Raw genomic sequence first — 12,616 nt, 5'->3', positions numbered from 1 at the left:
GCAGTCCCCTTACAGTTTGCAGGCGCCGCCAAGGCAGTCGTCAAAGTCCATCGACGCCAGCTCTTCCTTTTCGGCATGCTGCGTCTTGATGCGGCTGAGCAGATCGGCTTCGACGGCATCCTGACTGGCACCGGCACGGTTGAATACATTCAGCAGGGCAGTCAGTTCTTCCAGAGTCAGTTCGTGCATGGGAGTATCTCCAGTGTGTAAATGGCATTAACAGGGCTGCAGCTGATCCACCATCAGCTGCAGGGTACGCTGACCACGAAACTCGTTCACGTCCAGCCGATATACCAGACGCAGTTTCTGTACCGACTCATTGGGCCAGCGCAGGGTGTCTACATTGAAGGCGATCGCATCCAGTGCCTGAGCACCACCTTCGGGCATCACCACCAGTTTGAGGTGACGCTGACCGACGATACGCTGCTGCAGCAGATGGAAGCGGCCCTCAAACAGCGGCTCGGGGAAATGGTGCCCCCAGGGGCCGGCGTTGCGCAGAGCCTCGGCCAGCTCCATGCTGAAGGCGCTTTCCGGCAACTCGCCATCGGTCAGAATGCGCTGGGTCAGATCCTCGGCGTCCAGCTGACGCCTGACCTCGGCATCAAAGGCGTCTCGGAAGGCATCCAGCTGATCTTCAGCGATGGTCAGCCCCGCGGCCATGGCGTGACCGCCGAACTTCTTCAGCAGCCCCGGATGTTTGGCTGCCACGGCATCGAGCCCGTCGCGGATGTGGAAGCCGTTGATGGAACGGGCTGAGCCCTTGATCTCACCGGCATCACCGGGGGCAAAGGCGATCACCGGACGGTGTACTCGTTCCTTGATTCGGGAGGCCAGAATGCCGATCACGCCCTGATGCCAGCCCTGATCATACAGGCACAGACCGAACGGCAGCGCCTGATCATTCAGGCTCAGCTGGCCCAGCAGTTCCAATGCCTGCTGTTGCATTTCCTGCTCAATCCCACGTCGCTCTCGATTGAGATCATCCAGCGACCGGGCCATCTCCAGTGCGCGCTCGTAATCGTCCTCCAGCAGACATTCGATACCGATCGACATGTCTTCCAGCCGCCCCGCCGCGTTCAGTCGCGGGGCGATGGCAAAGCCCAGATCACCGGCCACCAGTCGTTCACGGTTGCGCCCGGAGACTTCGATCAGCGCCAAAAGCCCAGGGCGTGCCTGTCCGGCACGGATACGCTGCAACCCCTGCCAGACCAGCGCCCGGTTGTTGCGCTCCAGCGGTACCACATCCGCTACGGTGCCCAGTGCCACCAGATCCAGCAGGCTGGCCAGATTGGGCGCCTGTGCCTTGAACCATCCGCGTTCATGCAGGGCACGACGCAGCGCGATCAGCACATAGAAAATCACCCCCACTCCACAGGTGGACTTGGCAATGAATTCACAGCCGGGCTGATTGGGATTGACGATGGCACAAGCCGCAGGCAGCTCATTACCCGCCAGATGGTGGTCGGTTATGATCACATCGATGCCAAGGGCGTTGGCCCGAGCCACACCCTCAATGCTCGAAATGCCGTTATCCACCGTAATCAGCAGGTCTGGCTTGTGCACTGCCGCCACATCGACAATTTCGGGGCTCAGGCCGTAGCCATATTCAAACCTGTTGGGCACCAGATAATCGACTTCAGCAGCGCCCAGCATGCGTAACCCCAGCATTGCCACCGCAGTGCTGGTAGCACCGTCGCAGTCGAAGTCACCAACAATCACGATTGACTGGCGCTGCTCCAGCGCCTGCACCAATCGCTCCACTGCTGCGGCCATGCCTTTCATGCGGTTGTCTGGCAGCAGTTCCTGCAGGCGACGGCCCAGCTGTTCAGGATCCTCAATGCCACGCGCGGCATACACGCGCGCCAGCACCGGATGCAGAGCATTCAGGCGCGGGTGACTAGGGTCAACCTGCAGGGGACGCTGTTGAATAACCGGTTCAGTCATAGTGCCATATCAACCTCTGTGGCGTGCGGGAAGTGCACAAACAAAAAGGCCCGCCGTCAATGCAGCGGGCCCCGTGCCTGGCCCGAGCGGACCAGGTATGGCAGGCTCAGCCGCGGTGGGCGTTATCAGCAATATACTGCTGAACCACGGACAGATCGTTAGCCAGCACTTCAAAGCGCTCGTCACGCTCGAACAGATCGGCCATATGGGCCGGCAGCTGAGGTGATTCCAGACCCGCCTTGACGACCGGTTCCGGGAACTTAACCGGATGTGCAGTCGCCAAGGTGATCATCGGCACCGACTTGTCACGCCAGCATTCGCGAGCAGCCTTGACGCCAATCGCGGTATGCGGATCGAGCAGGTAGCCAGTTTCGGCATGCACATCGCGGATCACGTCACAGGTAGTGGCGTCATCAATGGCGTGGCTGTCGAACAGTGCACGCACCTTCTCCCAACGCGCCGGATCCAGCTGCACGGATTCCTTCTTGAAACGTGCCATCAGATCGGCAATTTCGGCACCGTCTCGGCCATAGACATCAAACAGCAGGCGCTCGAAGTTGGAGCTGACCATAATATCCATGGAGGGTGACAGGGTGTGCACCAGTTCGCCTTTGGACATGTCATTACCGCTGATCACGCGGTGCAGGATGTCGTTGCGGTTGGTGGCGACCACCAGCTGCTCGATTGGCAATCCCATCTGCTTGGCCAGATAACCGGCAAAGATATCACCGAAGTTGCCGGTGGGCACCGAGAAGGAGACCGGACGGTGCGGGCCGCCAACAGCCAGTGAAGCCGAGAAATAGTAGACGATCTGGGCCATGATGCGGGCCCAGTTGATCGAGTTAACAGCACCCAACTTGAGGCCATTGAGGAAGCCCTGATCGGCAAAGCTATCCTTCACCATCTCCTGACAGTCATCAAAGTTGCCTTCCAGCGCGATGTTGAACACGTTGTCGGCCTTGATGGTGGTCATTTGACGGCGCTGCACTTCCGATACACGGTTATATGGATGCAGGATAAAGATATCCAGATGTTTCGAGTGACGGCAGCCTTCGATGGCGGCAGAACCGGTATCACCGGAGGTGGCGCCCATGATGACCAGACGCTCGCCGCGCTCGGCCAGCACATGGTCCATCAAGCGGCCCAGCAGCTGCAGGGCGAAGTCCTTGAATGCCAGGGTCGGACCATGAAACAGTTCCAGCACCCACTCATTGGTGCCCAGCTCTTTCAGTGGTGCCACGGCACTGTGGTTGAAACCGTCATAGGTCTCGTCGATCATCCGCTTCAGATCGGCATCCGTGATGCAGTCATCCACAAACGGCTTGATCACCTTGAAGGCCAGTTCGGCATAGGACAGACCGGCCCAGGAGGCGATCTCGTCCCGGCTGAAAGTCGGCAGGGTTTCCGGCACATACAGGCCGCCGTCACTGGCAAGACCTGCCAGCAGCACATCCGCAAACTTCAGTTTAGGCGCCTGGCCACGGGTAGAAATGTAATTCATTGCTCGTTCCTCAATCAGCCAGCAGCTCAACACGGATGCGGATGATCTCGCCGAGGATATCCGGCAACGCTTCGATCTCGCGAATCGCCTCATTCATCATCCGTTCTTCCACCCGCTGGGTCAGCATGATCACCGGCACTTGAGCTTCGGTGGTCTGTTTCTGGATGATCGCTTCGATATTGATCCCCTTCTCACCCAGAATACGGGTTACATGGGCCAACACGCCCGGGCGCTCCACGGCCTGCAGACGCAGGTAGTAGGCGCTGGTGGTTTCTTCCACCGGAAGAATGGGCGCATCGGACAGCTCGGAGGGCTGGAACGCCAGGTGTGGCACGCGGTTGTCACGGTCAGCGGTCAGGGTACGCACAACATCGACGATATCGGCTACAACCGCAGATGCGGTCGCTTCCGCGCCAGCACCCGGACCATAGTAAAGGGTCTGGCCAACTGCATCGCCGTCCACCAGAATCGCGTTCATGACACCGTTCACATTGGCCAGCAGCACATCACGCGGAATCAGCGTCGGGTGGACACGCAGTTCTATGCCCTTGTCGGTGCGACGGGTAATACCCAAATGCTTGACACGATAGCCAAGCTCTTCGGCGTATTGCACATCCTGAGGGGTGATTTTGCTGATGCCTTCGGTAAAGGCCTTGTTGAACTGCAACGGCACACCAAACGCCAGTGATGACAGAATCGTGAGCTTGTGCGCTGCATCGATCCCTTCGACATCGAAGGTAGGATCGGCTTCAGCATAACCCAGCGCCTGTGCTTCCTGCAGCACGTCAGCAAAGGCCCGACCCTTTTCACGCATCTCAGTCATGATGTAGTTGCCGGTGCCGTTAATGATGCCCGCCAGCCAGTTGATCTGGTTAGCGGCCAGCCCTTCACGAATCGCCTTGATGATCGGAATACCGCCGGCAACGGATGCTTCGAACGCCACCATCACGTTCTGTTCCTGCGCGGCTTCAAATATCTCGTTACCGTGCACCGCAATCAGTGCCTTGTTGGCTGTCACGACATGTTTGCCGTTCTCGATGGCGGTCATCACCAGCTCGCGTGCCGTTTCATAGCCACCGATCAATTCAACCACGATGTCGATCTCGGGGTTGGTGGCCACTTCAAACACATCAGTAGTCAGCTGCATGCCAGAGGTGTCACAGGCTGGATTCTCGCTGCGTGTACCGATCTGCTCAATGATGATTTTCCGACCGGCACGCCGGGAAATCTCCTCGGCATTTCGAGTCAATACATTGAATGTACCGCCACCAACGGTACCCAGACCACAGATCCCTACTTTTACAGGTTTCAAGCCAACACCTCACAGATTGTTCGGTCAGATCAGACAGCCGCCAGCTGGCGGTTAAAAAATGGACTCCATTATAGCGAAAAGGCGGGCCATGCACTATGCACGCCCGCCTCGGTATTCCCGGTTTGACCCAATCAGTTCAGTCCCAGCATCTGCTGCAGACGTGCGGCAGGCACATAGCCGGGCAGCAGTGAGCCATCTTCCAGTACCAGAGCAGGAGTGCCCGTGACACCAACTTTCTGGCCCAGTTCATACTGTGCCTGCACCGGGTTGTCGCACTCCTGCTGGCTGATTGAATCACCGGCCTTGACTTCATCCATGCGCTCACGACGCTCCTGTTCGTTGCCACACCAGATCGATTCCATTCGGGAGAAAGTCTTGGACTGGGGGCCGCCACGCGGGAAGGCAAGATAGTTCACCTGCACCCCCATGCGATTCAGTGCCGGCACCTCGTCATGGAGCTTGCGGCAGTAAGGGCAATCTACATCCGTGAATACGTTGACAGTCGCCTTGATCTCACCTGCCGGCCTGTAGACCACCATATCGGCCTCTTCAACGCCCTGCATTGCAAGTTGACGGGCTTCGTTACGTTTCTGTTCAGTCAGATTGACCAGTCCCTGCTCTGTATCCACCCGATACAGCTGCCCTGCCAAAAGGTGCGTGCCCTCACTGTCGGCATACAGGGTTTCACCGCTGCTCAGCACCACCTCATACAGCCCGGCCATGGGTGCTGGCTCCACGCTTTGCACCTTAAGCCGACTGTCCACACTGTTGAGCTGCTGACGGATTTTTTCGGCAGCTTCATCAGCTGCCCAGACCGAGCCCGTGAGTACCAGCATCAGGGCGGAAGTCAGTGTTGTTGATCGCATGTAAACCTCTATTTTCAGGTGAACCGTTTCAGGTAGAACACGAATTCGTTAATTGGTTCCTATCCACGTGGATGATGTGCCTGGTGCAGCTGCTGCAGGCGATGGCTGGCCACATGGGTATAGATTTGGGTTGTGGACAGATCACTATGGCCCAGCAGCATCTGTACAACGCGCAAATCTGCGCCATGATTGAGCAGGTGGGTGGCAAAGGCATGGCGCAGCACATGTGGTGAAAGCGGTTTGTCGATCCCGCTTTCGATGGCATAGCGGCGCACCCGGTACCAGAAGGTTTGTCGGGTCATGGCCTGACCGCGACGACTGACAAACAGGGTTTCTTCCCGCGGGTTGTCGGTCAACAGCGGCCGAGCCTGGTCCAGATAACGCCCCACCCAGTGAAGCGCTTCATCACCGACCGGTACCAGCCGCTCCTTGTCACCCTTGCCAACCACTCGAATAACGCCAAGCCGACTGTTGATCTGCTCCAGCTGCAGTGATATCAACTCGGTCACACGCAGGCCGGTCGCATACAGCAGTTCCAGCATGGTTCGATCCCTGAGGCCCAGCGGCTCACTCACATCCGGAGCAGCCAGTAGAGATTCCACATCCTGTTCGGTCAGGGTTTTGGGCAGTGGCCGCCCCATACGCGGATTGTCCAGATTCAGTGTCGGATCCTCGACAATGCGCGCCTCGCGCAACTGGTAACGGTAGAACCCACGTAAACAGGAAAGCAGGCGAGAGGTTGAACTGCTGCGCAGCTGCTGTTGCAGGCGCCAGTTCAGATACTGCTGCAAACTGTTTCGACCCGCCTGCAGCAGGTGCTCACCACGGCGGCTCAACCAGTGCGCATACTGGCGCAGATCGCGCCGATATGAGGCGATCGAGTTATCACTCAACCCCTTTTCCAGCCACAGACTGTCGAGCCACAGATCAATCTGTTGTTCATCCTCTGCGGCAACGGTTACTGCGGTACAACGACGATCTGCACTCAACGCCAGACCTCAGCCTGCTGAATACGGTCGTTATCCAGAGGGTACTCGGCGACACCCTGCTTCAATCTCTGTATGACTCTGACACCCTGCCCGTCAGCATGTACCAGCTGACCTTCCACATCGTTGCCGAAGTAGGTGAAAATGCGTACAGGAGAGCCCAGATAGGCTGGCAGTTCTGCCAATGGCGTTGGCTGATATCGTTTTATCACCGGCCTCGCCCGGACCCGTTGTCCTGGAGCTGAATCAGACTCTACTGCCTGTAGGGCCTCTACGCCACCCGATAATTCCGCTTCAGCCTCCGCGACGGCTGCGTCTTCTTCAGGCTCAGCACCAGACTCCACGCGACCGGGGTTACCGGCCATAGCCAGCCCCGTCATTAATTCAAGCCAGTTGATGCCGTCAAGCGCCAGCGGCTTACCATTGATGCTGAACTGCAGATTGAGTGATTGCAACACAGTCATCGGATCCTGCATCATCAGTTCGGCAGCACCAACACCACCCACCGGACGCAGACTTAAAGCCATGTCAGCGTCTGGCTTCTGCAGGTCAAAATAGGCCGTCAACAGGCTGTCAGGCAGTTCAACCCCACTGGCATTCAGCCATTGAACGAAAAGCTGCCGGTGCTGCTGCCGATACTCGTCAGGTTTTATACCCGACTCAGCAGCGCAAAAACGATCACGCCGCTGATTATAGCCTTGATCCGCATAGCTGAACGAGAGTGTTTCAAGACGCGCATTGCCGCTGGCCATCATCGGATTCTGCAACTGGCTTGGATCAGCATTAATGGCCATTTCCATGCGCGTTTCAGCCAGGTCTTGTATATCCACGAACAGGTCAAGATGCACCTTGCGCGCCTGGTTGTCGCCTCGATAGTCCAGGTTGATATCCATCAGCATTTCGCTGAATCCCATCCGTTTCATGGTATTGATATCAAACTGACGTACATTGCCACACCCCAATGCATTAGGGCTGACATAGAGCGGATTGGATTCAAGCATCAGGTCGGACTGCTGCTGAGCCATACGGAACAGCTCCGAGTCCAGCCCCTGTCTCATCCGCTTCAAACTGACGTTAAGCTGTTCGGGCGGAGCATCACCACCAAAGAGAAAGAAAAGAGGGTTACCTGCACGGATACGCACTGCATCGATACTGACAGGTGCATGCACCTGACGGGGCGATATCACCAGATTATTGACGCCAACAGTGCCATCCGGGTGAGCATAGACGGACCCATAGCTAACTTCAGCAAAAGGTGCCATCTGCTGCGACAATTCATCGGCTTTGCTTTTGACCTGAAACCAATAGAAGCCATACGAGGCCGCTGCGATCAGTATCAGAACCACCACTCCCGTTCCCAGCTTGCGCATGGCGACACTCCTGCACCCATTCAGTTTCCGTTCAGAGAAGAATTCTAGGACCTGACCATACAAATGGCGAGCATCCAGATCAACAAAAAAGGCAGCCACAATGGCTGCCTTTTTCTGGATCGTTGGGTGAGGCGTACCTCAGCCCAGCTTTTCCTTGATGCGTGCAGACTTGCCGCTACGCTCACGCAAGTAGTACAGCTTGGCCTGACGTACGTCACCGCGACGCTTCACTTCGATCTGTTCAACAGTCGGGCTGAAGGTCTGGAAAGTACGCTCAACGCCCACACCGTGGGAGATCTTGCGCACGGTGAAAGCGGAGTTCAGGCCGCGGTTACGCTTGCCCAGCACTACACCTTCAAACGCCTGCAGACGGCTACGAGTGCCTTCTACTACGCGTACCTGTACCACTACGGTATCACCCGGTGCAAATGCCGGGATCTCTTTGCTCATCTGTTCAGCTTCAATCTGCTGAATAATCAGGCTCTTGTTGCTCATCGCTCGCTCCTAAGTATTTCTACCGCTGGCCTCCTGGGCCTCGCGGACATATTCGCTTAACAACGTCTGCTGCTCGGGGTTCAGATCAATCTTTTGCAGCAGGTCCGGACGCCGTTCCCAGGTCCTTCCCAGCTGCTGCTTCAGTCGCCAGCGCCGAATCTCGGCATGGTTGCCGCTGAGCAACACTGCGGGCACCTGCTGCCCCGCCAGTTCTTCGGGCCGGGTGTAGTGGGGACAGTCAAGCAGACCCTCAAAGAAGGAATCCTCGGTTGCAGAGTCCTGATGACCGAGTACACCCGGTATCATTCTTGCCACTGCATCCACCATCACCATGGCCGGCAGCTCGCCGCCACTGAGGACAAAGTCGCCCAGTGACCACTCTTCGTCAATTTCGCTCTGCAACAGACGCTCATCAATGCCTTCATAGCGTCCGGCCACCAGAATCAACTTTTCCGCTGCTGCCAGCTCACACACACCCGCCTGATCAAGGCGGCGCCCCTGGGGTGACAGATAGATCACCCGAGCGCCCTCACCGGCGGTTTCTTTTGCAGCCAGAATCGCATCACGCAGCGGCTGCACTTTCATCAGCATGCCAGGGCCACCGCCATACGGGCGATCATCCACTGTGCGATGCCGATCATGGGTGAAGTCGCGGGGATTCCAGCACTCCACCTGCAGCAGGCCGTTACGAACCGCCCGTCCGGTGATGCCATAGCGGGTAACCGCCTCGAACATCTCCGGGAACAGGCTGACGATCCCGAACCACATCACTCAGAAATCCGGATCCCAATCGACCCGCATCAATCCTGAATCAAGATCAACCTCTTTCACCACCTGATCAGGCAGCCAGGGAATCAAGCGCTGTTCGCGATCAATACTCTCGGCCGTACCCTTCACCACCAGCACGTCATTCGCACCGGTTTCCATCAGGTGACTCACCCGTCCCAGCAATACGCCGGATTCGGTGTAAACCAACAGGTTTTCCAGCTGGCTCCAGTAATACTCACCGGCCTCCAGATCAGGCAACTCAGTCTGGGGCACCATAATCTCGCGCCCATGCCAGAGCTTTGCCTCTTCCGGAGTATTCACACCGGCCAATTTGGCGATCAGGCCTTTCCCATGGCGTTTGCCAGCTTCCAGCCTGACAGGCACTTTCTGCCCGCCTGACTCAACCAGCCATGAGTTGTAGTTCAGTATGTTTTCCATGGGCTCGGTATAGGAATGAATCTTGATCCAGCCCTTGATCCCATAAGGTGCAGTGAAGCGCCCCAGTACAACCAGACCTTCCTGTTTTTCACTATTTACTGACACGGCCCGAATCCGACCTTACTCTGCTGCCTTGCGTGCTTCTTTGAGCAGCTGAGCAACACGCTCAGAAGCCTGAGCACCCTTGCCAACCCAGTACTCAACACGTTCCAGGTTAACGCGCAGACGCTCTTCCTGACCACGTGCAACCGGGTTGAAGAAACCGACCCGCTCGATAAAGCGGCCATCACGCGCATTGCGCGAATCGGCTACAGTGATGTGATAAAACGGACGCTTTTTAGCGCCACCACGAGACAAACGAATAGTGACCATGCGCTGGACCCCTTTATTTCGCTGGATGGGTTTTAGGATCGCCCATCATTCTTGTTTCTTCGCTTCCCCGGCCAAACTGCCCAGATAAACGAAGGCCAAACTAAACAGGGCGGTGATTTTACGTGAAACCACCGCCCGTTGAAAGCAAAAAGATCAGTTTTTAATCAGCTCAGAAGCGCGGAAAGCCGCCGCCTCCGCCCATGCCTGGGGGCATCATGCCTTTCATGCCACGTGCCAGCTTGGCCATCCCAGACTTGGAACCGAATTTTTTCATCATTTTCGCCATCTGCTTGTGCTGTTTAAGCAGACGGTTCACATCCTGAACCTGTGTGCCTGAACCCTGTGCGATACGACGCTTGCGTGACCCCGACACAATATCAGGATGACGACGCTCATGCGGTGTCATGGAGTTAATGATAGAAACCATCTGCAACACACCCTTTTCGGCCTGTGCAGCCTGCGCAGCCTGTGCCATCTGCCCCATGCCCGGCAGCTTTTCCAGCATCGACATCATGCCGCCCATGCTCTGCATCTGCTGGATCTGCTCCTTGAAGTCCTCAAGATCAAAGCCCTTGCCCTTGGTGATCTTCTTGGCAAATTTTTCGGCCTTTTCCTTGTCGATCTTGTGCTCGGCTTCCTCGATCAGCGACAGTACGTCACCCATGCCGAGAATGCGTGAGGCAACACGATCCGGGTGAAACGGCTCAAGCGCATCGGTCTTTTCGCCAATCCCCAGGAACTTGATCGGCTTGCCGGTGACATGACGCACAGACAGAGCGGCACCACCACGGGCATCACCATCGGTTTTGGTGAGAATCACACCGGTCAGCGGCAACACTTCATTGAAAGAACGCGCTGTATTGGCCGCGTCCTGACCTGTCATCGAGTCCACGACAAACAGAGTTTCGACCGGGTTAACGGCGGCATGCAGACGCTTGATCTCCTGCATCATGTCTTCATCGACATGGAGACGACCCGCAGTATCGAGAATCAGAACATCGAACGCCTTGACGCGAGCGTGCTGAATCGCCTGTTCAGCAATAAAGATTGGATCCTGGTCAGCACTGGAGGGGAAGAACTCGACACCCACTTCACCGGCCAGTGTTTCCAGCTGACGAATCGCAGCCGGACGGTATACGTCTGCAGACACCACCAGCACTTTCTTTTTCTTGCGTTCCTTGAGAAAGCGCGCCAACTTGGCCACCGAGGTGGTTTTACCCGCACCTTGCAGACCCGCCATCATCAGCACAGCTGGAGGCGTTGCCGCAAGATCCAGTTCCGCGTTGGCTTCACCCATGACGCGGACCAGTTCCTCATTAACGATCTTGACGAAGACCTGCCCAGGACTCAGGCTCTTGCTGACTTCCTGACCTACAGCGCGTTCCTTCACGCTGTTGATGAAATCTTTCACCACAGGCAGGGCGACATCCGCCTCGAGCAATGCCATGCGCACTTCACGCAACGTGCCCTTGATGTTGTCTTCAGTCAGCTTTGCCTGACCGGTTACACTGCGCAGTGTCTGTGTAAGCCGTTCTGTCAGATTATCAAACATCGCATACCTCTATCTGCCGGCGACCGCACTCCCGGCAGCCACCTTTTTAAAACGCTTTGGCGACATATTATACAGGACCCCCCGCCCAGGCGGCACCTTATATTTCCTCCTCTGCGCATTTGTGCCACACTTGGCGGTCTTTAGGGAGGATATGGATGCTGATCACCACGACACTCGTTGCTGTACTCTGCTATGCGATTGCCACGGTACTGCAGTGTCGTCGGCTGTCGTCCACGGCCCATGAACAGCTCCGCACCCCCATTCGCATCCTGGGCCTTGCCGGTTTTCTGCTGCAGGGCTATGCCGTGTATCTGGAGTTGCACCACCCGAATGGCATCGACCTCAGTTTCTTCCCGGTCGGCTCTCTCATCGCCTGGGTCGTGGCAGGACTGGTACTTATCAGCAGCCTCAGACACCGGCTCGATAACCTGTTCGTAGGTGTGTTTCCTCTGGCCGCCATCACGGCACTGCTGACAGCAGTCACACCCGAAGCCAACATACACAAACCTTACGCCGGTGGTTTGCTGGCGCACATCCTGCTGTCACTGCTGGCCTATAGCCTTTTCACCATCGCTACCGTACAGGCCCTGATGCTGTCGCGTCAGGAACGCGCCCTGAAGCAACACCATACCCGCGGATTGGTTGCTTCGCTGCCACCGCTGCAAATCATGGAGCGCTTACTGTTTGAGAGCCTCTGGGCCGGTTTCCTGCTACTGACCGCCGCCCTGATCAGCGGCTTCCTGTTTGTTGACAACCTGTTTGCCCAGCACTTGGTCCACAAGACGCTGTTTTCGCTGATCGCCTGGAGTGTATATGCCCTTCTGCTGGCGGGGCGACACTTCTTGGGCTGGCGCAGCCAAACTGCTGTACGCTGGACGTTGGGTGGCTTCGTATTGCTGATGTTGGGCTTTTTTGGCTCCAAACTGGTATTGGAGATGCTACTCAAGATGTAGCCCGCTCGCTTGACAGCCCCTGTGGCTGACCAGAAAATGAACGCCCAAATCCGCAAACA

13 protein-coding genes are annotated in these 12,616 nt (G+C 56.9%); 1 reads left to right on the top strand and 12 read right to left on the bottom strand.

The features are described 5' to 3' along the window. Positions 1-9: 9 nt before the first annotated feature. The 12 genes from CFI10_RS02015 to ffh form a co-directional block, all read right to left on the bottom strand. Positions 10-189 (bottom strand): hypothetical protein, encoded by a 180-nt coding sequence (locus CFI10_RS02015; RefSeq protein WP_091822701.1) that lies wholly within the window; start codon positions 187-189, stop codon positions 10-12. A 27-nt stretch (positions 190-216) separates the two neighbouring features. After that, positions 217-1,944, bottom strand: a complete 1,728-nt coding sequence (gene recJ, locus CFI10_RS02010) for a single-stranded-DNA-specific exonuclease RecJ (RefSeq protein ID WP_206838719.1) — start codon at positions 1,942-1,944, stop codon at positions 217-219. Positions 1,945-2,050: 106 nt separating this feature from the next. Beyond that, positions 2,051-3,445 (bottom strand): threonine synthase, encoded by a 1,395-nt coding sequence (gene thrC, locus CFI10_RS02005; RefSeq protein ID WP_206838717.1) that lies wholly within the window; start codon positions 3,443-3,445, stop codon positions 2,051-2,053. 10 nt (positions 3,446-3,455) lie between these two features. Then, positions 3,456-4,757, bottom strand: coding sequence for a homoserine dehydrogenase (locus CFI10_RS02000; protein WP_206838716.1), 1,302 nt, complete (start codon positions 4,755-4,757; stop codon positions 3,456-3,458). Between the two features lie 131 nt (positions 4,758-4,888). Beyond that, positions 4,889-5,623, bottom strand: coding sequence for a DsbC family protein (locus tag CFI10_RS01995; protein ID WP_206838715.1), 735 nt, complete (start codon positions 5,621-5,623; stop codon positions 4,889-4,891). 59 nt (positions 5,624-5,682) lie between these two features. Beyond that, positions 5,683-6,612, bottom strand: a complete 930-nt coding sequence (xerD, locus tag CFI10_RS01990) for a site-specific tyrosine recombinase XerD (protein ID WP_206838714.1) — start codon at positions 6,610-6,612, stop codon at positions 5,683-5,685. Then, positions 6,609-7,979, bottom strand: a complete 1,371-nt coding sequence (locus CFI10_RS01985; RefSeq protein WP_206838713.1) for a hypothetical protein — start codon at positions 7,977-7,979, stop codon at positions 6,609-6,611. The genes xerD and CFI10_RS01985 overlap by 4 nt, the downstream gene beginning before the upstream one ends. A 138-nt stretch (positions 7,980-8,117) precedes the next feature. Further along, on the bottom strand, positions 8,118-8,474 hold the full coding sequence (rplS, locus tag CFI10_RS01980) for a 50S ribosomal protein L19 (RefSeq protein ID WP_091822721.1): 357 nt from the start codon (positions 8,472-8,474) through the stop codon (positions 8,118-8,120). Positions 8,475-8,483: 9 nt separating this feature from the next. After that, complete coding sequence (gene trmD / locus CFI10_RS01975) at positions 8,484-9,242, bottom strand: tRNA (guanosine(37)-N1)-methyltransferase TrmD (protein WP_091822724.1); 759 nt, start codon at positions 9,240-9,242, stop codon at positions 8,484-8,486. Between the two features lie 3 nt (positions 9,243-9,245). Further along, the gene (rimM, locus tag CFI10_RS01970; protein WP_091822727.1) at positions 9,246-9,785 is read right to left on the bottom strand and encodes a ribosome maturation factor RimM; all 540 of its coding nucleotides are present in this window, start codon (positions 9,783-9,785) and stop codon (positions 9,246-9,248) included. A gap of 15 nt (positions 9,786-9,800) precedes the next feature. Then, positions 9,801-10,052, bottom strand: coding sequence for a 30S ribosomal protein S16 (gene rpsP / locus CFI10_RS01965; RefSeq protein ID WP_091822730.1), 252 nt, complete (start codon positions 10,050-10,052; stop codon positions 9,801-9,803). Positions 10,053-10,221: 169 nt separating this feature from the next. Continuing rightward, positions 10,222-11,604: a signal recognition particle protein gene (ffh, locus tag CFI10_RS01960; RefSeq protein WP_091822733.1), complete on the bottom strand. Its 1,383-nt coding sequence runs from the start codon at positions 11,602-11,604 to the stop codon at positions 10,222-10,224. A gap of 155 nt (positions 11,605-11,759) precedes the next feature. On the opposite strand from ffh, the gene CFI10_RS01955 reads away from it, so the two are divergent. Next, positions 11,760-12,557, top strand: coding sequence for a cytochrome C assembly family protein (locus tag CFI10_RS01955; protein ID WP_091822736.1), 798 nt, complete (start codon positions 11,760-11,762; stop codon positions 12,555-12,557). The last annotated feature ends 59 nt before the right edge of the window (positions 12,558-12,616 follow it).

It is taken from the genome of Marinobacterium iners, from assembly GCF_017310015.1.
GTDB lineage: Bacteria > Pseudomonadota > Gammaproteobacteria > Pseudomonadales > Balneatricaceae > Marinobacterium > Marinobacterium iners.
This window is presented reverse-complemented; position numbering and strand designations above follow the sequence as displayed.